The sequence below is a fragment of the Alloactinosynnema sp. L-07 genome (genome assembly GCF_900070365.1).
Lineage (GTDB): Bacteria > Actinomycetota > Actinomycetes > Mycobacteriales > Pseudonocardiaceae > Actinokineospora.
In genome coordinates this window covers 86,750-111,669 of sequence record NZ_LN850107.1, presented here as the reverse complement: position 1 = coordinate 111,669, position 24,920 = coordinate 86,750, and the positions used below count along the sequence as shown (strand labels likewise).

The 24,920-nt window shown below is 69.3% G+C and carries 27 protein-coding genes and 2 pseudogenes; 15 read left to right on the top strand and 14 right to left on the bottom strand.

Annotated elements, in window-relative coordinates:
- Window positions 1-180: 180 nt before the first annotated feature.
- From mtnA to mtnC, 4 genes and pseudogenes are all read left to right on the top strand, one after another.
- Window positions 181-1,176: pseudogene (mtnA, locus tag BN1701_RS37060) on the top strand (S-methyl-5-thioribose-1-phosphate isomerase); the annotation flags it as partial.
- A gap of 24 nt (window positions 1,177-1,200) precedes the next feature.
- Window positions 1,201-1,764, top strand: a pseudogene (gene mtnB, locus BN1701_RS37055) (methylthioribulose 1-phosphate dehydratase); the annotation flags it as partial.
- Between the two features lie 9 nt (window positions 1,765-1,773).
- Window positions 1,774-2,352: an acireductone dioxygenase gene (locus BN1701_RS00500; RefSeq protein WP_054044411.1), complete on the top strand. Its 579-nt coding sequence runs from the start codon at window positions 1,774-1,776 to the stop codon at window positions 2,350-2,352.
- A complete protein-coding gene (mtnC, locus tag BN1701_RS00495; RefSeq protein ID WP_054044409.1) occupies window positions 2,349-3,017 on the top strand; it encodes an acireductone synthase in 669 nt (222 codons plus the stop codon). The genes BN1701_RS00500 and mtnC overlap by 4 nt, the downstream gene beginning before the upstream one ends.
- A gap of 152 nt (window positions 3,018-3,169) precedes the next feature.
- Here the strand turns inward: mtnC and BN1701_RS33815 are convergent, their stop codons facing one another.
- The 3 genes from BN1701_RS33815 to BN1701_RS00485 all read right to left on the bottom strand — a co-directional run bounded on the left by BN1701_RS33815 (window position 3,170) and on the right by BN1701_RS00485 (window position 5,088).
- The gene (locus BN1701_RS33815; protein ID WP_082859577.1) at window positions 3,170-3,346 is read right to left on the bottom strand and encodes a DUF397 domain-containing protein; all 177 of its coding nucleotides are present in this window, start codon (window positions 3,344-3,346) and stop codon (window positions 3,170-3,172) included.
- The gene (locus BN1701_RS00490; RefSeq protein WP_082859576.1) at window positions 3,312-4,211 is read right to left on the bottom strand and encodes a helix-turn-helix transcriptional regulator; all 900 of its coding nucleotides are present in this window, start codon (window positions 4,209-4,211) and stop codon (window positions 3,312-3,314) included. Before BN1701_RS00490 ends, BN1701_RS33815 begins: the two co-directional genes overlap by 35 nt.
- 91 nt (window positions 4,212-4,302) lie before the next feature.
- Window positions 4,303-5,088: a helix-turn-helix domain-containing protein gene (locus tag BN1701_RS00485; RefSeq protein WP_054044404.1), complete on the bottom strand. Its 786-nt coding sequence runs from the start codon at window positions 5,086-5,088 to the stop codon at window positions 4,303-4,305.
- Window positions 5,089-5,436: 348 nt separating this feature from the next.
- Here BN1701_RS00485 and BN1701_RS00480 point away from each other — a divergent pair, with 348 nt between their 5' ends.
- The 3 genes from BN1701_RS00480 (at window position 5,437) to BN1701_RS00470 (ending at window position 7,775) form a co-directional block, all read left to right on the top strand.
- Entirely contained in the window at window positions 5,437-6,156 is a 720-nt protein-coding gene (locus BN1701_RS00480) for an AfsR/SARP family transcriptional regulator (RefSeq protein WP_054044402.1), read from the top strand.
- A 119-nt stretch (window positions 6,157-6,275) separates the two neighbouring features.
- Window positions 6,276-6,881 carry a DNA-binding response regulator gene (locus BN1701_RS00475; protein ID WP_054044399.1) on the top strand — a complete coding sequence of 202 codons (606 nt, stop codon included), beginning with the start codon at window positions 6,276-6,278 and terminating at the stop codon, window positions 6,879-6,881.
- 3 nt (window positions 6,882-6,884) lie between these two features.
- Window positions 6,885-7,775: an oxidoreductase gene (locus BN1701_RS00470; protein ID WP_082859575.1), complete on the top strand. Its 891-nt coding sequence runs from the start codon at window positions 6,885-6,887 to the stop codon at window positions 7,773-7,775.
- A gap of 16 nt (window positions 7,776-7,791) precedes the next feature.
- Here BN1701_RS00470 and BN1701_RS00465 read toward each other — a convergent pair whose 3' ends face one another.
- From BN1701_RS00465 to BN1701_RS00450, 4 genes are all read right to left on the bottom strand, one after another.
- Window positions 7,792-9,960 carry a molybdopterin-dependent oxidoreductase gene (locus BN1701_RS00465; protein WP_054055507.1) on the bottom strand — a complete coding sequence of 723 codons (2,169 nt, stop codon included), beginning with the start codon at window positions 9,958-9,960 and terminating at the stop codon, window positions 7,792-7,794.
- Window positions 9,961-10,092: 132 nt separating this feature from the next.
- On the bottom strand, window positions 10,093-11,121 hold the full coding sequence (gene aroF, locus BN1701_RS00460) for a 3-deoxy-7-phosphoheptulonate synthase (protein WP_231949381.1): 1,029 nt from the start codon (window positions 11,119-11,121) through the stop codon (window positions 10,093-10,095).
- 37 nt (window positions 11,122-11,158) lie between these two features.
- Window positions 11,159-11,578, bottom strand: coding sequence for a chorismate mutase (gene aroH, locus BN1701_RS00455; protein WP_067520453.1), 420 nt, complete (start codon window positions 11,576-11,578; stop codon window positions 11,159-11,161).
- Window positions 11,579-11,750: 172 nt separating this feature from the next.
- Entirely contained in the window at window positions 11,751-12,395 is a 645-nt protein-coding gene (locus BN1701_RS00450; protein WP_054044394.1) for a GTP cyclohydrolase II, read from the bottom strand.
- An 86-nt stretch (window positions 12,396-12,481) separates the two neighbouring features.
- Between BN1701_RS00450 and BN1701_RS00445 the strand changes: the two genes are divergently transcribed.
- The 4 genes from BN1701_RS00445 to BN1701_RS00430 are packed head-to-tail and all read left to right on the top strand — an operon-like array spanning window position 12,482 to window position 15,652.
- Window positions 12,482-12,880, top strand: a complete 399-nt coding sequence (locus tag BN1701_RS00445) for a 6-carboxytetrahydropterin synthase (protein WP_054055506.1) — start codon at window positions 12,482-12,484, stop codon at window positions 12,878-12,880.
- Entirely contained in the window at window positions 12,853-13,908 is a 1,056-nt protein-coding gene (locus BN1701_RS00440; RefSeq protein ID WP_054044392.1) for a glycosyltransferase family 4 protein, read from the top strand. The genes BN1701_RS00445 and BN1701_RS00440 overlap by 28 nt, the downstream gene beginning before the upstream one ends.
- On the top strand, window positions 13,905-14,705 hold the full coding sequence (locus BN1701_RS00435) for a class I SAM-dependent methyltransferase (protein ID WP_054044390.1): 801 nt from the start codon (window positions 13,905-13,907) through the stop codon (window positions 14,703-14,705). Before BN1701_RS00440 ends, BN1701_RS00435 begins: the two co-directional genes overlap by 4 nt.
- The gene (locus BN1701_RS00430) at window positions 14,702-15,652 is read left to right on the top strand and encodes a lysylphosphatidylglycerol synthase transmembrane domain-containing protein (RefSeq protein ID WP_054044388.1); all 951 of its coding nucleotides are present in this window, start codon (window positions 14,702-14,704) and stop codon (window positions 15,650-15,652) included. The genes BN1701_RS00435 and BN1701_RS00430 overlap by 4 nt, the downstream gene beginning before the upstream one ends.
- Here BN1701_RS00430 and BN1701_RS00425 read toward each other — a convergent pair.
- Together BN1701_RS00425 and BN1701_RS00420 are read right to left on the bottom strand one after the other, a co-directional pair.
- Entirely contained in the window at window positions 15,575-16,282 is a 708-nt protein-coding gene (locus tag BN1701_RS00425; RefSeq protein WP_054044386.1) for a creatininase family protein, read from the bottom strand. The genes BN1701_RS00430 and BN1701_RS00425 overlap by 78 nt on opposite strands.
- Entirely contained in the window at window positions 16,275-17,252 is a 978-nt protein-coding gene (locus BN1701_RS00420) for a zinc-binding alcohol dehydrogenase (RefSeq protein WP_054044384.1), read from the bottom strand. The genes BN1701_RS00425 and BN1701_RS00420 overlap by 8 nt, the downstream gene beginning before the upstream one ends.
- Window positions 17,253-17,280: 28 nt before the next feature.
- On the opposite strand from BN1701_RS00420, the gene BN1701_RS00415 reads away from it, so the two are divergent.
- Together BN1701_RS00415 and BN1701_RS00410 are read left to right on the top strand one after the other, a co-directional pair.
- Entirely contained in the window at window positions 17,281-18,015 is a 735-nt protein-coding gene (locus BN1701_RS00415) for a CDP-alcohol phosphatidyltransferase family protein (RefSeq protein WP_054044382.1), read from the top strand.
- A complete protein-coding gene (locus tag BN1701_RS00410) occupies window positions 18,008-18,397 on the top strand; it encodes a DoxX family protein (protein WP_054044380.1) in 390 nt (129 codons plus the stop codon). Before BN1701_RS00415 ends, BN1701_RS00410 begins: the two co-directional genes overlap by 8 nt.
- Here BN1701_RS00410 and BN1701_RS00405 read toward each other — a convergent pair whose 3' ends face one another.
- A complete protein-coding gene (locus BN1701_RS00405) occupies window positions 18,398-19,072 on the bottom strand; it encodes a dihydrofolate reductase family protein (RefSeq protein WP_054044378.1) in 675 nt (224 codons plus the stop codon).
- Between the two features lie 79 nt (window positions 19,073-19,151).
- Here BN1701_RS00405 and BN1701_RS00400 point away from each other — a divergent pair, with 79 nt between their 5' ends.
- Window positions 19,152-20,753, top strand: coding sequence for a sulfatase (locus BN1701_RS00400; RefSeq protein WP_054044376.1), 1,602 nt, complete (start codon window positions 19,152-19,154; stop codon window positions 20,751-20,753).
- A 235-nt stretch (window positions 20,754-20,988) separates the two neighbouring features.
- Here the strand turns inward: BN1701_RS00400 and BN1701_RS35105 are convergent, their stop codons facing one another.
- Both BN1701_RS35105 and BN1701_RS36265 read right to left on the bottom strand, forming a co-directional pair.
- Window positions 20,989-21,537, bottom strand: coding sequence for a hypothetical protein (locus BN1701_RS35105; RefSeq protein ID WP_172803154.1), 549 nt, complete (start codon window positions 21,535-21,537; stop codon window positions 20,989-20,991).
- Window positions 21,538-21,863: 326 nt separating this feature from the next.
- A complete protein-coding gene (locus BN1701_RS36265) occupies window positions 21,864-22,211 on the bottom strand; it encodes an STAS domain-containing protein (RefSeq protein WP_054044372.1) in 348 nt (115 codons plus the stop codon).
- A gap of 463 nt (window positions 22,212-22,674) precedes the next feature.
- Here BN1701_RS36265 and BN1701_RS00385 point away from each other — a divergent pair, with 463 nt between their 5' ends.
- On the top strand, window positions 22,675-23,325 hold the full coding sequence (locus BN1701_RS00385) for a Pr6Pr family membrane protein (RefSeq protein ID WP_054055505.1): 651 nt from the start codon (window positions 22,675-22,677) through the stop codon (window positions 23,323-23,325).
- A gap of 30 nt (window positions 23,326-23,355) precedes the next feature.
- Here BN1701_RS00385 and BN1701_RS00380 read toward each other — a convergent pair whose 3' ends face one another.
- Window positions 23,356-23,823 carry a PPOX class F420-dependent oxidoreductase gene (locus BN1701_RS00380; RefSeq protein WP_054044369.1) on the bottom strand — a complete coding sequence of 156 codons (468 nt, stop codon included), beginning with the start codon at window positions 23,821-23,823 and terminating at the stop codon, window positions 23,356-23,358.
- Window positions 23,824-23,863: 40 nt separating this feature from the next.
- Window positions 23,864-24,814, bottom strand: a complete 951-nt coding sequence (locus BN1701_RS00375; RefSeq protein ID WP_054044367.1) for an acyl-CoA desaturase — start codon at window positions 24,812-24,814, stop codon at window positions 23,864-23,866.
- Window positions 24,815-24,920: the final 106 nt, after the last annotated feature.

Genomic DNA, 24,920 nt, shown 5'->3' with positions numbered 1-24,920 from the left:
TTGTGTCCGGCGCGCGCCACAACTTGGCAGGTTCGGCAGGAGGCGTCCACAGCCATCGGTGTGATCTCCGCCCGGTCTCATGATTCACATTTCCCGGTCGGCCCCGCGTCTTTCAGATTGGGACGCCCGCGGGGTGCTCGGGTTCAGCGGCCTAAAGTGGCTGTCGACGGTCGGATGAGGATGGGGCGAATGGCGAGGTCGCTGGCCTGGGAGGATTCCACCATTGTCGCGGTGGATCAATGCGCGTTGCCGCATGTTTATCGTCAGTTGCGGCTGCGCACGGTCGATGAGGTCGTCGACGCCATCAAGCGCCTGGCCATTCGCGGCGCCCCCGCCATCGGCGTCGCCGGGGCCTTGGCGGTCGCGCTCTCCGCTGAACAGAACACCACCGGCGACGGCTGCGACGAGGCCGCCGTCCGCGCCGACGCCCGCCGGATCGCCGACGCGCGGCCGACCGCGGTCAACCTGAGCTGGGCGGTCGAGCGGGTCCTCGGACATCTGTCCGGCGGCGCTGCCGCAGTGCTCGCCGAGGCCCAGCGCATCCTCGCCGAGGACGAGGACCGCAACCGCGCCGCCGCCGACCACGCCGCCGACCTGGTCACCCGCCTCTGTGGCGACCGTCCGCTACGGCTGCTCACCCACTGCAACACCGGCAGGCTCGCCACGGTGGCCTGGGGCACCGCGCTGGGCACGATCCGGGAGCTGCACGAGCGCGGCCGGGTCGAGGAGGTCCTGTTCGGCGAGACCCGCCCGCTGCTCCAGGGCGCCCGCCTCACCGCCTGGGAGCTGGCCGAGGCCGGGATCCCGCACCGGATGATGGTCGACTCGGCAGGCCCAGCCGCGCTGGCAGCAGGCCTGGTGGACGCGGTGCTGGTCGGGGCCGACCGAGTCTGCGCCAACGGCGATGTCGCCAACAAGATCGGCACCTATTCGCTGGCCCTGGCGGCCAAGGCGGCCGGGGTCCCGTTCATCGTCGTGGCCCCGGTCTCGACCCTGGACCCGGCGCTGCTCAGCGGCGCCGACATCGAGATCGAGCAGCGCGCCGCCACCGAGGTCACCACCCTCGGCGACACTCTCCTGGCGCCGCGAGGGACGCCCGCCTACAACCCCGCCTTCGATGTCACCCCGGCCGCGCTGGTGACCGCCGTGGTCACCGAGGACGGCGTCCACCAGCCCTCCGGCCACGGCCTCGCCGAGGTCGCCGGGCAGCTCTACGCGCGCGGCTGGATGGAGGGCACGGCGGGCAACATCTCGGTCCGGGTCGACGCCGAGACCGCGCTGATCACCGCCAGCGGCGTCAGCAAAGGCGCCATGACCAGCCAGGACGTCGTCCGAGTACGGATCGCGGACAGTTCGGCTGTCGGCGCGGGCCGCCCGTCAGCGGAGACGTCGATCCATACCGCGATCTACGCCGCGTTCCCCGAGGCGGGCGCCGTCGTCCACGCCCACCCGCCCTACGCGACCGCGGTCGCCGCGCTGGCCGCCCGCGCGGGTGCCGACGTGGTGGAGTTCGCCGGACTGGAGATCATCAAGGGCCTTGGCCTGACCGACGCCGTGTCGGTCCCGGTCTTCGAGAACCACGCGCACGTGCCGCGGATCGCCGCCGACGTGGCCGAGCGGCTCACCGCCGACGCTCCCCCGGTCCTGCTCATCGGCGCCCACGGCGCGACCACCTGGGGCCCGACCCTGGAGTCGGCGCGCAACCGGATGGAGTCCCTTGAGACGCTGTGCAGGCTGCGCCTGCTGATCGACCGCCCCGCTTAAGGAGAAGAAATGACCCTGCTGCAGGTCATGCCGGAGAACGACAGCTCGACGGTGCTGCTGCGCACCCGCGACCTGACCGAGATCGCCGCCCAACTCGCTCCGTTCAACATCACCTTGGAGCAGTGGGGCACCGTCCCGCTGCCCGCGGGCGCGGGCCAGGACGAGGTGCTCGCGGCGTACCGGGACGAGGTCGCCCGGGTGTCCGCCGAGGGCCCATACCCGCTGGTGGACGTCGTGCGGCTGGTCCCGGACGACACCGACCCGGAGTGGCCCGCCAAGGCCGACGGTGCCCGCCAGAAGTTCCTCAACGAGCACACCCACGACGAGGACGAGGTCCGTTTCTTCGTCGAGGGCACGGGCTGCTTCTACCTCCACCTCGGCGACAAGGTCTACGCCGTGGTCTGCGAGGCGGGCGACCTGATGTCGGTGCCCGCGGGCACCACCCACTGGTTCGACATGGGCTCGCGCCCATACTTCTGCGCCATCCGCTTCTTCCAGGAGGAAGACGGCTGGGTCGCGGGCTTCACCGGCGCCACCATCTCCGAGACCATGCCCACCCTGGACGAACTGCTGGCTCCCGCGTCGTGATCCGGCATGTAGTGCTCGATATCGAGGGCACCACCAGCCCTCTGTCGGCGGTCCACGACGTGCTTTTCCCGTACGCGCGGGACCGGATCACCCCGTGGATCACCGGTGGTCGGGAGGGCACGGCGGAGGTATCCAGCGGCGTGCGGGAGTTCGTCGGCCGACGCCTCGACGCGGCCGAGGTCGCCGCGGTGCTGGTCGACTGGCACGACCGCAACCTGAAACACAGTCCACTGAAGACACTGCACGGCCTGATCTGGGCAGAGGGCTTCGCCGCGGGCGACCTGACCGGCGTCATCTACCCGGACGTCCCACCCGCTCTGGCGGCGTGGCAGGCAGCGGGCGTCGGCCGATGGATCTATTCGTCGGGATCCGTGCTCGCGCAACGACTTTGGTTCTCCCGCACCGACCACGGCGACCTGCTCGGTCTGCTGGACGGCCATTTCGACACGGTCACCGGCGGCCCGAAGAAGGAAACCGCCTCGTACCAGCGCATTGCCGCCGCCATCGGCGCCGCTGGGCCGGAAATCCTCTTCCTGTCGGACGCGGTGGCGGAACTCGACGCCGCCCAGGCCGCGGGCTGGCAGACGATCGGCGTGAGCAGGCCGCAGGACGACAACCCCGACGTCGGCACCCACCGAGCCGTCAAGGACTTCGGCGACATCTGAGGAACACCCACCGCAAACGTGAGGACGTCACGCCAGGGGCATGTGGCGCACCCTTATGAGGCGGCGGAAAACGGGGACTTTGGTCGGCGATCCCGACCACCACCCGATCACGGCCGGTACCGCGCGCACGGTGCCGGTCGTGACATCCGCCCCTAACGTTTGATAGCGGTGACGAAGGCGGACCAGGCCAAGCGGTCAACCGCCAACCTGGGTCCATCCGCGTTCTTGGAATCCCGGACACCGGCCTGGCCCGAATGAAGGGCGACTTCGACGCAGTTGCCCTCGGAATTGTTGCTAGAGCTGCTCTTGCGCCACCTGCCAAGGGTCATCCCAGTAGCCTTCCGCCCGGTCGTACTCATCGGCCAATGTGGTGATGAACATCCGGGATTCTTCCTCATTGAGGGAGACCTTGACTATCTGCCGCAGGAGTGACCTCTGCGCCTCCACGTAATCGCGATCTTCCACGATGAATCCGCCGAGTGCCGCGTCGAGGTAGACCATCGGCGAATACTTGTCGTGGTCAAGGTAGAGAAACGATCCACCGAACAGGGCTCGGTGGCGGGCGGACGCGGGCATGACTCGGATGCTGATGTTCCACTGGTCGGCGAAGAACATCATGGCGTACAGCTGGTCGGTCATGATCCGGTAGTCGCCGACCTCAAGCCGAAGCGCGCGCTCGTGGATGACGAAGGTGAACTTCGCCTGCCGGTTCCGAATCAGGATCTGCTGCCGCTCCAAGCGATCCTTGACTCGCTCTTGCCGCCTGTCGACCGGGATGTCCTCGCGACTGAGCAACGCCTCGATGTATGGCTGGGTTTGCAGCAGGCCCGGGATCACCTCTGGTTCATAGTTCACCAGCCGGGTTGCATTGGCCTCGTGGAAGACGAGCGACCGGAGCGAATCCGACATGAACTGGCCGCTCGAACACAGCCGATACCCTCGATCGTGGATGGTCTCCTTGGAAAGGCGGACCAACTCATCGACGGCCTGGTAGGTCGAGCCGCAGGCGACCATGTAGTGGACGACCTCTGTCTCCGAGGTCGCCGACCGCTCCCCCACTTCCAAGCGGTGCAAGAACGTTGTCGACTTGCCGATCCGGGCTGACAGCATGTCCAGGGTCAGCCCGGCCTTCTCACGGTGGCGGCGCAGCAGGGCGCCAAGTTCACGCCCGCCTGCCCGACTCTTTGCTCGCATTCCCCACACGGTAAGGAATCCGTGTCACACCACGCGACCGGGCGGCAGCGAATCCACCTGATAGCGCGAGGTCTTGCCACCAATGGGAAACTCACACCGCCCGAAGTCGGGGCGCCCGAACGGAACCGAGAGTTTCGCGGCGGGCCAACGTGACCGCGATCGGCGGATCCGTCGGGTCCAGCTCACGCAGTTGGATCCGTAGGTCCGTCGGGCGGCCCTCGCCCACCACGACCGGGGTGCGAGGCGTGTCAAGCAGGATCGGGCCGTTGACCGCGCGCGCCATCGCCAGCGGGTACCAAGTCCCCGTGGGCACAGCGGGAATGGTGAACTGGCCGGACCCGTCCGCCGACAGGTACTGGAACGCGACCGGGGCGCTCTGTGGGATCGGGTCGGCGAACAGGCCGACAAGGACCTCACCGCGCAAACCGTCCGGGAAGCGCACTCGGCCGTGGACCGCGTCGGCGCTCGATGCCAGGCCGACCGGCGCACCCGCGCCGCGCAGGTCGTCCAGGGACGGCATGAAGAAGAACTCCGGGGCCAGCGCGAGCAGCAACTTCGACACGTCGGGCGAGCGGTACTGCGTGGGGGTCAGGCCGACGGCCTTGGTGAAGCGGCTGGTGAACGTCCCGACACTGCTGTACCCGACGCCGCAGACGATGTCGGAGACGGTCAGGGACGTGGTCAGCAGCAGTCTCTTGGCCTCGAACAGCCGGACCGCGGTGAGGTAGCGGCCGGGGGTCACCCCGGTCTCCTTGGCGAACACGCGCGAGAAGTGGAAGGGGCTGATGAACACCTCGGAGGCCAACTCGGTCAAGGTGATCGGCTCGGCGTAGCGGGCTCGGATCGCCGAGATGGCCTTCCGCACTACGGGTTTCATGGCACCCTCCTGTCCTGGTCCGCGGTCCGCGGTCACTCCCCGAATTCCGTGTGATCACACAATGCGACTTGCGGTTCGAACGAAAGACGAAGCAAGGTCTAACGCCACGTCTGGCGCATGAACTCGGCATGTTCGAGTACCCACCGACTCATCCACACAGTCGTGTCCGGATCACTGCCGCTCGCTCTCCGAGCTAGCTAGTGTCATGGAACCAGCGCTGGGCCCGCCGAAAGTCGGGGCCGGACCCGCGCGGCTGAGGGGAGGTCGACCACTGTGACACGCGCGCGCGGCGACCAACCTGACAAGCCCGCTGTCCGTTTCACACTTCTTGGCCCGTTGGAAGTCCGCATGGACGAAGTGGACTACGCACCCACCGGGCCGAAAGTGCTGCAGCTTCTCGCACTGCTGCTAATGCGCGCGGGCCAGGTCGTCGACGCAGACACGATCATCCGGGAATTATGGGCCCAGGACCCGCCCCGAAGCGTCCGCAAGACCATGCAGACCTACGTCTACCACCTGCGGCAATGCATCGAGCGCAACGGCCTGGCGGCGGGCGACGTGGTGGTAACCAAGCCGCCGGGGTACGTGTTCAAAGTGGACCGCGAGCAGATCGACGTCTTCACCTTCCAGCGGCTCTGCAAACAGGGCCGCGACCTCCTGGCCACCGACCCGGCCGCGGCGGCCAACACGCTACGGGCGGCGTTGGCGCTGTGGGCGGGACCGCCGATGGCCAACGTGCCGTGCGGGCCGGTGCTGTCGGCGTACGCGGTCGACCTGGAGGAGCAGTACAACGCCGCCCGATACCTGCGCATCCAGGCCGAGATCGAGGCGGGCCAGCACCGCGCCCTGATCCCCGAGCTGCGTTCCCTGGTCGCGGAGAACCCGCACGACGAGGGCCTGCACGGGCAGCTGATGAAGGCACTGGGACTGAGCGGACGGCGCCTGGAGGCCCTGGAGATGTACCGCGACCTGCGGACGAAGCTGAACGAGGAACTCGGCCTCGAACCCTGCGCTGATCTGCAGAAACTGCAACGGGAGCTGCTGTCGGTCGGGACGTCCACAAGCTGACACCGTCCGCCGCTGCGAGGGCATGCGCGGCGGGCGGTGTCCCCCCAATCCCGCCGCCGCACCGCCACCGGGGCTACGATGCTCTCGCTCTTCAAAGTTTGCACGAGCAAGGGGTCGTCGTGATCAGGGTGCTGCTCGCCGAGGACATGCATATGGTCCGGGGTGCGCTTGTGGCGCTGCTCAACCTCGAAGAGGACATCGAGGTAGTGGCCGAAGTAGCCGAGGGCGACAAGATCGTGCCCACGGCCCTCCAATGCTCGCCTGATGTCGCCATCATCGACATCGACCTGCCTGGAAAAGACGGCCTGACCGCCGCCGTCGAACTCCACGCCGAACTACCGTCGTGCCGCACCCTGATCCTGACCAGCCTCGGCAGGCCTGCGACGGTCCGCCGGGCACTGGCCGCGAAGGTCAACGGCTTCATGCTCAAGGACGCCCCCGCCGACAAACTCGCCAACGCCGCCCGCCGAGTAGCCGCAGGTGAGCGAGTTGTGGACAGTCAACTGGCACTGGCCGCCTGGGACATGCCCGACTGCCCACTCACCGATCGCGAAACCGAGATCCTGCGCCTCGCAGCGGATGGTTTGGACGCTCAACAGATCGCGGGCAGGCTGTTCCTCTCCCCCGGCACCGTACGCAACTACCTGGCCTCCATCGTCACCAAGCTGAACGCCCGCAACCGCGTGGACGCCATCCGCATAGCCCGAGAAGCAGGCTGGCTGTAGGCCGTGCCGGAACGGGTAGCGGTGGTCGGTCCTGGAGCGATCGGCTCGGTGTGCGCGGCAGCGGTGCAGCAGGCCGGGCGGTACAAGACGGTACTGTGCGGACGACGCGATCCCGGTCGGATCACTGTGGCGAACGAGCGAACCGGCGAGAAGACCGTGTTGCCTGGACCCGTGCTCACTTCTCCGGCGGATGTGCACGGCCCGGTGGACTGGGTCCTGCTCGCTGTCAAGGCTCATCAGACCGCCGCGACGGCGGGCTATCTGTCGGCACTGTGCGATGAGGACACCACTGTGGTGGTCCTGCAAAACGGTGTCGAACACCGGGAGCGCGTCATGCCGCTGGTGGGGCAGGCCGCGGTACTTCCCGCGATCGTCTGGTTCGGCGCCGAGTCGGTGGCGTCGAACCACGTCGTGCTGCGGGCAGGCTCGCGGATAATGGTGCCCTCGGGCGAGGCGGGCGACAGGTTCGCCTCGCTGATGCACGGCGGAATGACCCTGGTCGAGACCGTGGACGACTTCACCACCGAACTGTGGCGCAAGCTCACGAGCAACGCGGTTGGTGGATTGATGGCCCTCACCGGGCGACCAGCGGGCATCTACCGCCGCGAAGACATTCAGGAACTCGCGCGGGCGATGGCCGCCGAATGCCTCGCGGTGGCTCGGGCCGAGGGCGCCCGACTGGACGACACGGTGGGCGGGGAACTGGTCGACGCCCTGGCCGCGATGGCGCCGGGCCTTGGTTCGTCCATCTTGGCCGACCGCGTCGCCTGCCGTCCCCTGGAATGGGAGGCCCGCAACGGCGTCGTGCGACGCCTGGGACGCCGACATGGCATCGCCACCCCAGTCAGTGACGTCGTCGTCCCGTTGTTGGCCGCGACCTCCGAGAGCGGCTAGTAGGCATGGCCTGCCGTTAAGCGGGTCGGACCGTCACGGGCACTCCGGAGAACACCGCGTTTCCCGACGCCCGATCGATGACCATCTCGTTGGTGAGCGCGTTCGCGTTGACCCCTGCATGAGCCAGCGCCACTGGCATCGACTTCTCCGTATGGCCCCAACCGTGCGGCAGGCTCACCACGCCCGCCATGATCGTGTCGGTCGCCTCCACCGGCACGACAAGCTCACCCGCCGCCGACTTGATGATCGCCCGCTCCCCCAGGCCGAGTCGTTCGATGTCGGCGGGGTTCACCTGAAGCGTGCATTGGTTGCTCCCACCAACCAACGTGGGGACGTTGTGCAGCCAACTGTTGTTCGACCTCAACTGCCTACGCCCGATGAGCAACAGATCGGCAGGCTCAGCCGCCAGACGCTCCTTCAGTCGTCCCACTTCTTCGGCAAGGGGTTCCGGCGCCAGTTCGACCTTGCCCGACGCCGTCATGAGAAGCTCACCAAACCGCGGCTTCAACTCACCCAGATCAAGTCCGCTGGGGTGCTTCTTCAGTTCCGCCAACGAGAGCCCGTACGGTCCGAGTTTCAGCAACGCGTCCAGGAAGATCTCGGGGCCGGTGTCACCGGTAAGTTCCGCTCGAACCTCAACAGGATCACGACCAGCGATCGTAGTGATCGGGATCTGAGTCATAGCCTCCAGAAGCCCGCCGATGACCATCTCGTCAAAGCCCGCCACCTCACCATCCGGCCCCATACCGCTGACGATCATCGTCAACTTGGCCAGAATCTCCGCCTCCGAGCGCTGGTCATCCGCCAGCGGCTTCACAGCGGGCGAGAAACGGACGTAGTTGCGCACGACCACCGTCAACTCAAGGAAGTCGTAATGCGGGGCCTGGAGGATGCCTGGCGGGGGGAGGATGACGTTGGCGTGCTTAGTGGTCTCGTTGAGATAGGGATCGACGCAGACCATGAAATCGAGGTCCGCGAACGCCCGGTCAAGCCGCGGTCCGTTGGGCGCCGACAGAACGAGATTCCCGGCAATCATGATCATCGCCCGAACCTGACCCTCCCCAGGCGTCTCGATCTCATCAGCGAGAGTGGCGACCGGAACCTCGCCAAGAATCTCCGGAAGCCCGCGAACCCGACTGTGCCAGGAACCCATCGCGAACGTCTGACCAGTCCGGAAGATCTCGAACGCGGCCGTGCGGGTGAACATCACGCCGCCAGGAGAGTCAAAGTTTCCGGTCAGGATGTTGACCGTGTCGATCAACCACTGCGCCACCGTGCCGAACTCGACCGTGCTGGTGCCGATCCGCCCATACACCGCCGCGCTCGGGGCGGCGGCCAGTTCACGGGCCACGCGGTGAGTCGTCGCGGACGCGATACCGGTGATCGACTCCGTCACCGCCGGACTGAAGTCGGCAGCGAGCGCGCGCAGTTCATCAAGGCCCGCGACAGGGACCTCGATAGTCGTCAGATCCTCGGTGAGCAACGTATGCACGATCGACAACAGGAAGTACGGGTCGGTACCCGGACGAATGGCCAGGTGCTCGTCCGCGACCGCGGCGGTCCGGGTCCGGCGGGGGTCGGCCACCACGAGCTTGCCGCCACGCGCCTTCAAAGCCTTGAGCCTGCCGCCGAAGTCGGGGGCCACACAGAGGGAGCCGTTGGACACCAACGGGTTCGCGCCGAGGACCAGGAGATAGTCTGTACGGTCGATGTCGGGCACGGGGAATGCCATGGCGTCGCCGAACATCAGGCCGGTGGAGACGTGTTTGGGCATCTGGTCGATCGTCGCGGCCGAGTAGACGTTGCGGCTGCCCAGGGACTGCGAGAGCGGTTGGCGGTACATGAAACCCGCCATCGTGTGATAGGTCGGGTTGCCGAAGTAGACACCGACCGCGTCCCGGCCATGGGTGTCCATGACGGCGCGCAGACCCGTGTCGACCGCGCGGAACGCCTCTTCCCAGCTCGCCTCGCGCCACTGCTCGCCCTCACGGATCATCGGCATGCGCAGGCGGTCGGGGTCGGCGTCGATGTTGGCCAGGCTGGCGCCCTTGGGGCACAGGTAGCCCTTGGACAGCGGGTCGTCGCGGTCGCCCTTGACCGACGTGACCTGGCCGCCGTCGTCGACGGTGAGCCGCAGGCCGCAGATGGCGTCGCAGATGGGGCAGGTCCGGTGCGCGGTTCTCATCGGCACTCCTGGCACTGGCAGGTGGTGGGCCCACCCATCATGTCCCGCGCGTAGGCGCCGTTTGTCTTCCGAAATGCGGACTGTCCGGCCCGCGGCGAACGCAGGCCGGACAGTCCATAATGGACTTTCCCGCTAGCTCGCCAGCCATTCCTCACGCTGGGGCGGCGTGCGGCCCATGAAGGCCGTCAGTTGGCGCACCGAGTGGGCCAGCACCTGCAGGTCTTCCTTGACCAGTGCCTGGGGGCCGTCGCACAGCGCGGCCTCCGGCTTGGGGTGCACGTCGATGATCAGCCCGTCCGCGCCCGCCACGATCGCCGCGCGGCTCAACGGCAGGACCAGGTCGCGCCTGCCGCCGGAGTGCGACGGGTCGACGATCACCGGCAGGTGCGAGAGCCGTTGGGCGACGGGGACCGCGGAGATGTCGAGGGTGTTGCGGGTCGCGGTCTCGAAGGTCCGGATCCCGCGCTCGCACAGCACGATGTCGAGGTTGCCGCGCTGGGCGATGTACTCCGCGGCCATCAGCCACTCCTCGATCGTGGCGTTCATGCCGCGCTTGAGGAGAACCGGCTTGCCGCACTCGCCGACGGCTTGCAGCAGCGGGAAGTTCTGCATGTTCCGAGTGCCGACCTGCAGCATGTCGGCGTACTCGGCGACCACGTCGACGTCCTTGGGCCCGACCACCTCGGTCACGATCGGCATCCCGGTGGCGCGCTTGACGTCGGCCAGGATCCGCAGCCCGTGCACCCCGAGCCCTTGGAACGCGTACGGCGAGGTCCGCGGCTTGAACGCCCCACCCCGCAGGATCGTCGCCCCCGCCGCCTGCGCCATCCGCGCCGCGAGGAGGGTCTGCTCAGGTGTCTCGACCGCGCACGGCCCGGCGATCATGGTGACGGTGTGCGGGCCGATCTGCACCCCACCGACATGGACGGTGGACCGCGCCGGGTGGTGTTCCCGGCTGACCAGCTTGTACCCCGCGGTGATCCGGCGAACGCTGCTGACCCCACGCAGCCGGTCGAGGTCCATCTCGACGAACCGGTCGACGTCGCCGACCAGCCCGATGATCGTCCGGCGAACGCCCCGGCTGACGAACGCCTGGCCGTCGACCGATTCCACCTGGCTGACAACCGCCGCGACATCCGCCTCGGTCGCGTCGGCCGTCATGACAATTACCATTAGCGTGGTTCCTCTCGTCCTACCGTCACGCGGACAAGCCCGGCTCGCCGCGCGTAGTCCGCCGCTGGATTTGACGCGAGCGGTCGACCAGATCCGGCCGCAACCGCCCCGCGCCGCGCAGATAGACGTGTTCGACGTCGCTCCGCGAGAGGTCGGTGTTGATATGGGCGAGAACCCGAACAACCCGCCGCAGGGCGTTGGGCACCGCGATCTCGGTGGCACACATCAGCGGAACGTCCACCAGCCCCAACTCCCGCGCCGCCGCGGCCGGGAAACCGCTGGCCAGATCGGGGGTCGTGGTGAAGAAGAGACTGATGATGTCGTCGGGCGCGAGCTCGTTGCGGAGCAGGATCTCCTCCAGCAGGGTTCGCGTGTCAGCGATGATGAGGTCGCGCTCGTCCCGGTCGACCTGGATAGCACCCCGCACCGCCCGCACCGCCGCCATTCGCACTTCACCGCCCGTGGTTGGGGGAACCCAGCGTCTCACCGCCCTTTCCGGACCGTCTTCTCCATCGATGCTTACAAAGCAGACCGGAGTACGCGCAACAGGATCGCAATCTCTGTTGTTCTGGTGTCCGGACAGGGACGTCCGGGGAACGGGCAGGTGTGGTTGCGGATCAGCTGTCGGCCACGCGGGGGAGATCGAACAGGTCGACCTGTGGGAGGTCGTGGCCTAGTCGGTCTCGCTTGGCTGTTAGGTATCCGATGTTGTGGTCGGTGGCCCGGACCAGCAGCGGCACTCGGTCGACCACTGGTACGCCCTGCGACTCCAGTGCGTCGACCTTGTCCGGGTTGTTCGACATCAGGCGTACCGAGCGAACGCCCAAGTGTCGGAGCACCGTCGCGGCGGGGGTGTAGTCCCGGACGTCGACCGGCAATCCCAGTGACGTGGCCGAGTCGAGGGTGTCCAGGCCCTGCTCGTCCTGCAGCACATGTGTTCGGACCTTTGCCACCAGGCCGATTCCGCGACCCTCGTGGCCGCGTAGGTAGATCAAGACCCCGCTGCCCTCGCTGACAATCGCGTCTAGTGCGGCGTTCAGCTGTTCCCCGCACTCACAGCGCATGGCGCCGAAGATGTCGCCGGTCATGCACTCGGAGTGCACTCGTACGAGCACGCGCTCGCGGAGGCGGACCTTTCCGTAGACCATGGCCATGTGTTCGTGCCCGGCCAGTCGGAACGCGACAGCGCGGAACGTGCCACGTCGGGTGACCAGGTTCGACTCGGCGACGTCGTCGCCGTTGATGACATGCTGCTCGTGCATCCGGTCCTCTCGCCCGGGCCGACTTGATCGCCATTTACGATCGTCCGGCCGTCGTACCGTAACCCGCTCACACCGTGGAGGACACCCTGTTCAGCATCACTGTCCGTGATCACGTGATGATCGCCCACAGCTTCCGCGGCGAGGTCTTCGGACCAGCGCAGCGGTTACATGGAGCCACGTATGTGGTGGACGCCCGGTTCACCCGACCTGAACTCGACGCCGACAACATCGTCGTCGACATCGGACTGGCGACCGTCCAACTTCACGAGGTCCTCGATGAACTGAACTACCGGAACCTCGATGACGTTCCCGCTTTCGCCGGGATCAACACCTCGACCGAGTACCTCGCCAAGCACATCGCCGACCAGCTCGCCGACCGGGTGCACCAAGGCGCGCTCGGTGAAGGCGCGCGCGGGCTGGCCGGGATCGAGGTCACGCTGCAGGAGTCGCACGTCGCGTGGGCCGGCTACACGCGCTCGCTGTGATCCACATCGTGGTGCCGGGCGGCATCGACGACCCGGTGACGCCCAGCGGGGGTAACGTCTACGACCGGCGGATGTGCGCGGGGCTCGTGGACCTGGGGATCCCGGTCCACGAAATCTCTGTCCCAGGCACCTGGCCCAGGCCGGACCAAACAGCGCGTGCCCTGCTCGCCAAGGCACTCGCCGACTGCCCGGACGGCGCGGTCGTGCTGCTCGACGGTCTCGTGGCCTGCGGCGTGCCCGAGGTGGTCCTCCCCCATGCCGGCCGGCTGCGGCTGGCCGTGCTGGTCCACCTTCCACTGGCCGACGAGACCGGCCTGACGCCCGCTGACGCCGCGAAACTCGACGCGCGGGAAGGCGAGGTTCTGCGGGCCGCACGCCTGGTGGTGGCGACCGGCCCGTCGACGGCGTCGCGGCTGGTCCAGCACCACGAACTGAGCCGGGTGCGCACGGTCGTGCCCGGCACCGACCCAGCGCCGGTCGCGCCCGGCACGGACGGCGCGTCGCGGCTGCTCTGTGTGGCCTCGGTGACTCCGCGCAAAGGGCACGACGTGCTGGTCGAGGCCCTCGCGACGCTGACCGACCTGCCTTGGCACTGCGAGTGTGTCGGGCCGCTGCCCGACACGGCGCACGTCAAGCGGGTGGAGTCGCTGATCGAGCGGCACGGGCTCGGTGCCCGGATCCAGTTCACCGGTCCCCTGGTCGGCGAGCCGCTCGCCGACGCCTACGCCGCGGCCGACCTGTTCGTCCTGCCGTCCCGTGCCGAGACCTTCGGCATGGTGGTCACCGAGGCGCTGGCGCGCGGTGTCCCGGTGCTGGCCAGCGGCGTTCCCGACGCGCTCGGCCAAGGCGGGACACTCCTGCCGCCGGGCGACCCCGACGCGCTCGCGACGGCTTTGCGGAACTGGCTCAGCGACAGCGCGCTGCGGCAGCGAGCACGGGCTGCGGCGCTGCGCCGTCGGGATGAGCTGTCGACGTGGGACCAGTCAGTGCGGGATCTCGCCGAGGCGCTGTCTAGCCTGCGCCAATGACCTCGCCTGGTTTCGCCCCGGAATGGCTGGCACTGCGCGAGCCCGCCGACGCCGACGCCCGGTCGGCCGAGTTGGCCGACCTGGTTCCGAAGATCATTGTGAACCGAATCCCCTTGGTCGTACGTGACCTGGGATGTGGAACAGGATCAATGGGCCGATGGCTCGCAGGCAGGCTGGGTCGCCCCCAGGAATGGGTGCTGCACGACCGGGACCCCCGGCTGCTCGCGCTGGCGGCCGAACGCGTGGCGGGCCCGAACGTCACCGTGCGCACCCAGGAGGGCGACGTGACCGCGCTGACCGCCGCTGACCTCGACGACACCGACCTCGTGACCGCGTCGGCGCTGCTGGACCTGCTCACCGCCGACGACGTGCGGGCGCTGGCGAACGCGTGCGCCGGGGCGGGCGTCCCCGCCCTGTTCACCCTGTCCGTCGCCGGAGTCATCGAGTTCGACCCGGCGGACAAGTTGGACAGCGAGTTCGAGGCGGCCTTCAACGCCCACCAACGCCGCCGCGTCGACGGACACGAGCTGCTCGGCCCGGACGCCGTGGCGGTCACCGCCGAAGCCTTCCGCGGACTCGGCGCGCGCGTGACCACCCGGCCGAGCCCGTGGCGTCTGGGCCCGAATCAGGCCGCCCTCGCCCAGGAATGGCTGCGGGGCTGGGTCGGCGCGGCCGTCGAGCAGAAACCTGACCTGGCCGCCGAGGCCGACGCCTACCTGCGGCGCAGGCTGGAGACGCCGTTCCGCGTGGTCGTGCACCACACGGATCTGCTCGCGGTCCCGGAGGTGACCAGATGAAGCGCCTGTGGCCGTGGCTGCGGCTGGGCCTCGCGGTCGCCGTCCTCGTCGGCCTCGGTCTGCGGCTGGGAACCGACGCGTTCCTCGACGGCCTGCGCGCCGCCGCCGGGTGGCCGGTCGTCGCCGCGCTCGCCATCGGCGGGCTGACCACGGTGGCGAGCGCGTGGCGGTGGTGCCTGATCTCGCGCCGACTCGGCCTCCCGCTGAACCTGCGCACCGCGGTGGCGGACTACTACCGCGCGCTGCTGCTCAACGCGGTGCTCCCGGCGGGCGTCCTCGGCGACGTGCACCGCGCGGTGAGCCACGGGAAGCAGTCCGGTGACGTCGGCCGCGGGGTCCGCGCGGTCGTGTTCGAGCGGACCGCGGGCCAGCTCGTCCTGGTCGCCATCGGCCTCGTGGTGGTCTTCACCCAGCCCATCCGCGGCCTGGACCTGGTCCCGAGCGCCGACGTGGTGATCGCGTGCCTGATCGCGCTCACGGTGGCCGTCGGCGTCGCCGCGCGAGCCCCGCGAGTCCGCGAGGTGCTGCGGGCGACCTGGGCGGACCTGCGGGTCGGGGTCCTCGACCGGGCCGCGCTTCCCCACCTGGTGACACTGTCCGCGGCGGCCGTCGCGGGCCACGTCGCCCTGTTCATCGTCGCGGCCCGGGCCGCGGGCTCGACCGCGCCGGTCGGCACCCTGGTCCCACTGATCATCCTCGCGCTGTTGGTCATGGCCGTGCCGATCAACGTCGGCGGGTTCGGGCCGCGGGAGGCGTTCCTCGCGGTGGCCTTCGGCGCCGCCGGGCTGGGCGCGGCGCAGGGCCTGACCACCGCCGTGGTCTACGGCGTCCTAGCGCTGGTGGCGAGCCTGCCCGGCATCCTGGTGGTGCTACCCGTCAAGCGCCGCGAGGTGCCCCGCGAACGCCGCGACCAACCCGGCCAGCAGGTCCTCGCCTTTGCGGGCTGACGCGAGCGACGCCCGGCCGACCACACCGGACTCCGTGTAGGCCGACATGCCCAGCGTGAGCAGGTGCCGCCGGTCGTCGGCGACGTGGTCACTCGTCTCGTAACCGGGTTTCACCAGGTCAGGGTGGGCGTGCAGGAGGATCGAGGTCTCCACCTCACCGGCGTGCATGTCGGTGTCCATGCTGGTCTCGATCCCGGCCAGCGCGCGGGCGCCCAGCCAGTCGTCCAGGCTCGGGAAGAGCGCCATCGCGCCCATCGCCTCCTGGACCACGTTCGACAGCACGTAGTTGCCGCCGTGGCCGTTCACCACGACCAGGTGCGGCACCCCGGACCGCCGCAGCGAGTCGGCGATGTCCTCGACGACCGCGTGCAGGGTCCGCGCCGAAATGCTGACGGTGCCCGGCCAGGCGGCGTGCTCGTGCGAACACGAGATCGTCACGGGCGGGAGCAACTGGACCGGATAGGCCGCGGCGACCTCCCGCGCGATGGTGCACGCGATCACCGTGTCGGTCACCAGCGGCAGGTGAGGCCCGTGCTGTTCGAGGCTGCCGACGGGGAGCAGCGCGACCTTCGCCCCGAGGTCCCGCACGTCGGCGGTGGTGGTCAGGGGCACCAGGTACGCGTCACTCACCAGCGGCAGCGTAGTCAACGCGGTGGCACAGGGTGGCGATCTCGGCGCGGGCCAGCCGCGACATCACCTCGGGCAATTCGTCGAAGCGGCACTCCCCCGTGATCAGCGCGTCGAACCTGGGATCGGCGAGCAGGTCCAGCGCCAGCGCCATCCGTTCGCCGAAAGTCCGGTCGGGCCGCGCCACCGTGCCGACCTGGCTGGCGCGCACCGTGAGCCTGCGGGAGTGGAAGAACTCGCCCAGCGGCACACTGACCCGGCGGTCGCCGTACCAGCTCAGCTCGATGAGCCTGCCCTCCGGCCGCAGCAGTTCCAGCGACCGCGCGAGCCCGGCCTCGGTGGCGGAGGCGTGCAGCACCAGGTCGCGGTCGACCTCGGCGCTGTCCGGCGACGCGAACTCGACGCCGAGCGCCGCCGCGACCGCCGCGCGGGCCGGGTCGGTGTCGACGAGCTGGACCCGAACCCCGGGGAACCTGGCCAGCAGGGCCGCGACCGCGCAGCCGACCATCCCACCGCCGACCACCGCGACCCGGTCACCCAGCAGCGGCGCCGCGTCCCACAGCGCGTTGACCGCCGTCTCCACGGTGCCCGCGAGCACCGCCCGCCCGGGGGGAACGGCGTCGGGCACCGGGGTCACGGCGGCGGCGGGCACCACGTAGCGAGTCTGATGTGGATAGAGGCAGAACACCGTGCGGCCGAGCAGTCCGGGCGGCCCGGCCTCGACCACGCCGACGCTGAGATACCCGTACTTGACCGGCCAGGGGAAGTCGCCTTCCTGGAACGGCGCCCGCATCGGCCCGTACTGGCTCTCGGGCACCCCGCCGCGCGCGACCAGGGTCTCGGTGCCCCGGCTCACCGCCGAGAACAGGGTCCGGACTTCCACTTCGTCCGGGCCTGGCGCAGGCAGCTGAGCAGGGAGGATCACACTTTCTTCTGCGGAAGTGAACCAAAAGGCCCGTGCCGTGCGTGTCATCCTTAACCTCCCGGAAAGGGCCCGCGTGATGACCACACTTCAGCACAGCACGACCCCCGTCGCGCAGGAGCACGCGCTCTGGGCCTTCCTCCAGTTCATGGTGCTCGGCGCGCTCGACGGCGTCACCGAACTCGGCCCGACCGGCTGGCTCGCGGGCCTGGCCTACGGCGTGGCCACGTGGGCGCTGCTGAGCGGGGCGATGCGGCGGTCCGGCACGGTCACGCTCGGACCGGCCGACCGGGTGACCCTGTTGCGGGGCCTGCTGGTCGGCGGGGTGACCGCGCTGGTGGTGACCGGGACCGGTCCGACCGCGGTGCTCGTGGCGCTCGCGGGCATCGCGCTGGCACTGGACTTCGTCGACGGGCAGGTCGCGCGGCGCACCGGCACCGCGTCCGCGCTCGGCGCGCGCTTCGACATGGAGGTCGACGCGTTCCTGATCCTGGTGCTCAGCGTGCACGTCGCCTTCGTCGTCGGCCCGTGGGCGCTGCTGATCGGCGTCATGCGCTACGCCTTCGTGGCGGCGTCGTGGGCGCTGCCGTGGCTCAGCGGGCCGCTCTCGCCGAGCGTGGCCCGCAAGGCCGTCGCAGCGGCGCAGGGAATCCTGCTGGTCGTCGCCGCGTCCGGGGTCGTCCCGCACGCGGAGCTGCTGGTCGGGCTGGCCCTCATCGCGCTGGCCGCCTCGTTCGGCCGCGACGTCCTCGGCCTGTGGACGTCCCGGGTGGCTTCCCTCTCGGCACCGACGGAAGGATGCTCCTATGTCTGATCAAGGAGTTGCCGCGCGGGCGCGAACCGCCGGACTGTGGATCGTGCAGGTGACGCTGGCCGCGTATTTCGTCTACAGCGCCTTCATGCTGTTCGGCGACGATCTCGTCCGCAAGTTCGACGAGATCGGCTTCGGCCAGTGGCTGCGCTACCTCACCGGGTCGCTGGAGATCGCGGGCGCGATCGGCCTGCTGATCCCGCGCCTGTGCGGCCTGGCCGCGCTCGGGCTGGCCGGGGTCATGGTCGGCGCCGTCGGCACCGAGCTGTTCCTGCTGGCCAACGGTGACGCGGTGCTGCCCGCCGTCCTGCTCGCCCTGTGCGCAGGCGTGGCCCTGCTCCGGCTGGACACGATCGTCGCGCTGATCGACAAAGTCCGGCGCTGATCAGCCGCGCTTCGGGAAGAAGCGCAGCACGGCCATGTCCCCCACCTTCACCACGTCCTCCAGATGGAACCGGCGGCTCGGTCCGCCGGGGAACTCGGCGGGGTGCAGGAAGGTCGGGGCGGCGGCCTGGCCGATCAGCATCGGTGCAACGGCGAGGCGGATCTCGTCGGCCAGGCCCGCGGTGAGGAAGGCGGTGTGGACTCGACCACCGCCCTCCACCATGAGCCGGTTCACCCCGCGCGTGCCCAGGTCGTCGAGCAGCGCGCCGACCTCGATCTCGGGGCCCAGCGCCACGATTTCGGCGAGGTCGGACAGGCTCGCCGGGACGGCCGCTTCGCCGGAAGTGGTGGTGTAGACCAGTTTCCGGCCGCCGGTGTGCCAGAACCGCAGCTCCGGGTCGAGCCTGCCCGACCCGGTCACGGTGACCTTCAAGGGGTACTCGGGCAGCCCGCGCGCGACCCGCGCGGCCCGGCGTTCGGCGCTGTAGACGAGCAGGCGCGGGTTGTCCCGCCGAACGGTTCCCGCCCCGATCAGGATGGCGTCGGACTCGGCGCGCACCTGGTCGATGAGATCCCAGTCGGCCTCGTTGGACAGCGGCAGCCGCCGCGTTCCCTGGTCGCCGATATAGCCGTCGACGCTGACGGCGACGCTGAGCAGCACATACGGGCGGGTCACGGACCCAACGTACCGAGCTGAACCGAGGGCGGCGGGCGCACGTGTAGTGAGTAGGTCCAACACCGAGAGAGGGGCGACAGTGATCGTTCGGCGGGCAACCACGGTCTTCGCGGCCCTCTTCGTGCTGGCCGTCCTCCTCACCCCCAGCGACGCCGACCGACTCACGCTCGGGGCGTTCGCGCGGATCCCCGCCGAAGCGCTCGCGGGCGCCGTCCTGCTCCTGGTGCTGCCAATCGGGCCCCGGCGCTGGGCGGTCCGCGTGGGCGGGCTCGCCCTTGGCCTGCTCGCGGTCGTGAAGGTCATGGACATCGGGTTCGACACGGTGCTGAACCGGCCGTTCGACCTGGTCCTGGACTGGCCCCTGCTCGGCCCGGCGGTCGACTACGTCCAGGTGACCGCGGGCGGCGGTGCCGCGGTCGGCGCGGTCGCGGCGGCCATCGTCGCCGCCATCGCCCTGATCGCGCTCACGACGCTATCCGTGTCGAGGGTTAGTTCGGTGGCGGTCCGGCACCGCACCGCGACAGTCAGGACCGTGGCGGCGCTGTCAGTCCTGTCGATCGTCGTCACCGTGCCAGGCGTGCCCGTCGTCTCCAGCAATACGGCCGCGACGGCGTTCGCCCACGCGCGTGCGGTGAACGCGAGCCTGCGCGACCAGGAGCGGTTCGCCGCCGAGGCCGCCGTCGACGCGTTCCGGGACACCCCCGGCACCCAGCTGCTGACCGGGCTGCGCGGCAAGGACGTCGTCATCGCCTTCGTCGAGAGCTATGGCCGCAGCGCGGTCGAAGATCCTGGGCTGGCGCCGCGCGTCACCGCCGCGCTCGACTCGGGGACCCGGCGGCTGCAGGACGCGGGCTTCGCCGCCCGCAGCGGATTCCTCACCTCGCCGACGGCGGGCGGCGGCAGCTGGCTCGCCCAGGCCACCCTGCTCTCGGGCGTGCGGATCGACAACCAGCAGCGCTATCGCACGCTGATCGCCAGCGACCGGCTGACCCTCAACCACGCCTTCCAGCGCGCCGCCTGGCGCACGGTCGGGGTGGCGCCCGGGATCAGCGAGGCCTGGCCGGAGGGCGAGTTCTTCGGCTACGACCGGATCTACCCGGCCGCGGATCTCGGCTACCATGGCCCGAGCTTCGGGTTCTCCGCCATGCCAGACCAGTACACGCTGTCGGCGTTCCAGCGCTTCGAGCAGACCACGCCGGACCAGCCGCCGACCATGGCCACCATCGCCCTGCTGTCGAGCCACGCGCCGTGGACGCCGGTGCCGCGGCCGGTCGACTGGGCCGACGTGGGCGACGGATCGGTCTTCGCCGGGATGCCGTCCGGCGGCAAGGCGGCCGAGACGATCTTCAACCGGGACCCCGCCGAGGTCCGCGGCGACTACGCCCGCGCGGTCGAATACACGGTGGACACCCTTGTGTCCTATGTGGAGACCTACGGCGACGACGACCTGGTGCTCGTGCTCGTCGGCGACCACCAGCCCGCCCAGGTCGTGACCGGCCCGGACGCGGGCCGCGACGTCCCGGTCACCGTCGTCACCCGCGACCGCGCCGTCATCGACCGGATCTCCGACTGGCGGTGGGACGAGGGCCTGCGACCAGGCCGATCGGCCCCGGTCTGGCCGATGGAGGCCTTCCGCGACCGCTTCCTCACCGTGTTCGGCCCGAGCGACCACCGGCGGTGACTAGTGTCCTGCACCCGAAATCCGCCACATAATTCGGCGGCCCAGCTTCCCGCTGGCCGCACGGCCGAAAAGCCCACGGACAACCAGTACGAGGACCTTCCGTCCGCACACCCAGCGGAAACCTGGACCACCGACTTATGCACCGGATTTCGGGTGCAGAACACTAGTACTCGCCCCCGACTGTCCTGTTCGGACAATCGGGGGCGAGTCGACGGTGCGGTGACTCCTCTGGTGATCAGGGGTTGTTCGGCAGCGGCAGCGGCAGTGGGAGCGGCGCCGGAACCGGGGCGGGCGCCGGAGCGGGCGCCGGGGCGGGCGCGGGCAGCGGCAGTGGGAGCGGCAACGGGATCGGCAAAGACGCCAGCAGGCTGCCCAACAGGTTCATCACCAGCGACAGCAGGGACGCGACCAGGCCTGCGACGGCCGAGATCGGGTCCGGCAGACCCAGCGGCAGCAGCTTGGCCTGGATCTGGGCGGCCGTGTCGTCGGCCTCCTCGACCAGGTCGAGCGTCTGACTTGTCCTGGCGACGTCGCGGACGTCGTCGAGGACGGGCCGCAGTTCGGTGACCGAGGTGAGCAGTTCGGCAACGTCCTCGGCGTCGTGTGCCGTCTTGATGCGGTCGTGCATGACCTGGAGCTGCTTGACGGTGTCGGAGGTCGACACGGCCGCGGCCGGGGGCTGGTCGGGCGTCGGCGTGGTCGCGGTCGCCATACCGGCCCCGGCCAGAGAGAGCACGCTCACGGTCGTGACCGAGGCCACAAGCCGAACGAGGTGACGATTCATCGAAAGGTCCTTCCGGTTGGTTCTCACCGCTGAACAACGGCTACCAGCCTGAACGATCCGTCACCATACGATCACCGCTGGTGATTACCCCAGGTCACACCCTTCGCTGTCGACCCCACGCGAACGGGACTCCCGTCCGAATGAAGATCACGGGCGGATGGCCACCGGGTGCGACCAGATCGGAGGTGAATGACTCACGGGTACACCAGCACGCACGATCGGCTCATTGTGTGGCCAAGACTCTGAAAAACACTCGAAAGGGCTCTTGCAATTCGTCCGTTCGCGGTTTTTTGCCAGTTGCGGATATGTTTCTGGGACCAACATTCTTACCAAGACGACAACACCGCGGGCCGCAGCGCCGAGTCCAAGTCGCGGAACAGCGCCACAGCCTCGGCCACGCCGGTGATCTGCAAGGTGCCCAGGACCGCGCCCGGCGGGACCGCCACGCGCAGGCGTCTGCCGCGGTGCAGGCAGTGGTGGTGCGCCCGCAGCAGCAGCGGCGCCGTGCCCACGCTCAGGTACGTCACCCCGGACAGGTCCACCACCAACAGGGTTTTGAGACTTTCCTCGACGCAGGCGTCCTCGATCTGGTCGCGCCACGGCCCCTCGGACATCAGGTCGACCCGGCCCACGGCGGAGACCACGACAGCGGAGCGCGTCACGCGTGTGGTCACGTGCAAGGGTGCGCGCACGGCAGCCTCCGCAAACGTCCTGAACCGTCGGTGGTGTCGCCGAGGGCCAAGCGGGAGCAATACACGCCTGCCGTTAGCGAGTTGCCGCGGACTATAACGGATAGATTGCGAGGCGCCGCACGACACCCTGGACAAGCGTCGTAGCGTCCGAATTGCGGGAGGATCGAGCCGAATTGCGCAGCTGTTAGCGCGCGTTATTGATCTTCCTGGGATGGCGGCTCCGGGTCCGCGCCGACGGCGGCCCCGGACTCCTCCGGAGACCGCGTCTCACTGACCTTCGCCCAGGCCAGGTCCCTCAGTTCGACCGACACACGAACTTCGTCGGCCGAATGGAGCACTCCGTTACACAACGCGACGCCCCGTCACCCGTTTGCCGCATTGATCAGTCATTCGGCCGGTCGACTTCGATTGGCGAGTGATCGTCACCGCCGTCTACCGTCGTGCCATGACGAAACGAACAGCCGCGCGCGCGTGGTTCGGGGTCACCGCGCTGGTGGTCCTGGCTGGTCTGGTCACCCAGACCGTGGTCACCGCGAACCACACCGGCGGGCACTTCACCACCGTGTCCGGGCGCCTGTTCAACCTGCTGTGCTTCTTCACCATCGAGTCCAACATCATCGTGATGGCCACCACCGCCCTGCTCGCGCTGGACCCCGACCGCCGCTCGACGGCCTTGCGGGCGTTCCGGCTGATGGGCGTGCTCGGCATCACGATCACCGGCATCGTCTACCACACGGTCCTCGCCGACCTCAGCGACCTGCAGGGCGGTGCCGCGGTCGCCGACTTCCTCCTGCACACCGCCTCGCCGCTGCTCGCCGTCGCGGGTTGGCTCGTCTTCGGCCCGCGCGGCCTGATCGACAACCGGACGATCGTCCTGGCGGCCCTGTTCCCGCTGCTCTACCTGGTGTTCACGCTGATCCGCGGCCCGATCGTGGACTTCTATCCGTACCCGTTCCTGGACGTGACCGACCACGGCTACGGCACGGTGGCGTTCAACAGCCTCATCGTGGCCCTGCTGTTCGTCGTGCTGGCTCTGGCCGCCCGCGCCGTCGACCACGCCCTGGCGAAGCGGACCCCGGTTACCGAGGCGGGATAAGGGCGCGCGCGCCTCGGCCCGTGGGAGTGCCTAGGACTGGTTCAAGCCTGGCGGGAAGCCGCCGGTGGCGATGGGGCCCCAGCGGTCGATGGTGACCCGGATCAGGCACTTGCCCTGCCGAACCATCGCCGCGCGGTACTCCGCCCAGTCCGGGTGCTCGCCGCGGATCACCCGGAAGTACTCCACCAGCGGCTCCACCGCGTCCGGCAGGTCGATGACCTCAGCCCGCCCGTCGACCTGCGCGTACGGCCCGTCCCAGTCGTCGGACAGGGCGCACACCGAGACCGTCGGGTCGCGGCGGATGTTGCCGACCTTGACCCGCGCGGGATACGTGGAGATGACGACCCGGCCCTCGGCGTCGACGCCGTAGGTGACCGGGGAGAGCTGCGGGCGGCCGTCGGCCCGCGTGGTCGACAGCAGGCAGCGCGATCGGGCGCGCAGGAACTCCAAAAGCTGGTCGCGGTCGGGGCGGCGGGCGGTGGCGGTTCGGGGGGACATTTCCCCGAACCTAGCGGCCCGCCGCCCCGCGTCGCGACGGCTACTTGGCGAGTTTCGCGAGCCTGGCCTCGGTCGGCCAGCGGACCTCGCTGACCCAGCCGAACTTTTCGAAGATCCAGATGAGTCGGGCGGAGATGTCAATCTGGCCGCGCCGAACGCCGTGGCGGGCGCTGGTCGGGTCGGCGTGGTGCAGGTTGTGCCAGGCCTCGCCCATCGACAGGATCGCCAGCGGCCAGAAGTTGGCCGCCTTGTCGCGGGACTTGAACGGGCGCTCACCGACGATGTGGCAGACCGAGTTCGTCGACCAGGTGATGTGGTGCAGGAACGACACCCGCACCAGGCTGGCCCAGAAGAACGCGGTCAGCGCGCCCATCCAGGACCACGTGATCAGGCCGCCGAGCAGCGCGGGGGCCAGCATGGTGACCGCGGTCCACAGGCCGAACTGCTTGTCGATGCGGCGGATGTCCGGGTCGGCCAGCATGTCGGGGGCGAACCGCTCGGCGTTGGTGAGCTTGCGGTCGAAGATCCAGCCCATGTGCGCGTGCCAGAAGCCCTTGATCAGCGCGGCGGGCGACGTGCCGAAGGCCCACGGGGAGTGTGGGTCGCCGTCGCGGTCGGAGAACGCGTGGTGGCGGCGGTGGTCGGCCACCCAGTGCAGGATCGGGCCCTGCAGCGCCATGGAGCCCACGATCGCCAGGCCGATGCGCACCGGCCGGTTCGCCTTGAAGGCGCCGTGGGTGAAGTAGCGGTGGAATCCGACCGTCACGCCGAGGCAGGTGAAGGTGTAGAAGAAGGCGGCCAACGCGATGTCGACCCAGCCGAGCAGCCCCCATCCCCAGGCCAGCGGCACAGCCGCGATGAGCGCGGCGAACGGCACCAGGATGAAGAAGTACGTACCGATCTGCGGCCACAACCCGCGCGGCGTGCCGAACATCGGCTTGGGCCCCTCGGGATCCACCTGCGGGCCGCTGCCCTCGACGGTCGCGGTCATTTCTGCCCTCCGGCTCCTGGGTACCTGCCCAGTGGGTCTGGGGGAACTAGTACCTGCTCAGCAGTAAGCAAACCAGGCACTCAGGCAGAGACCAAGCGTCGGGCGG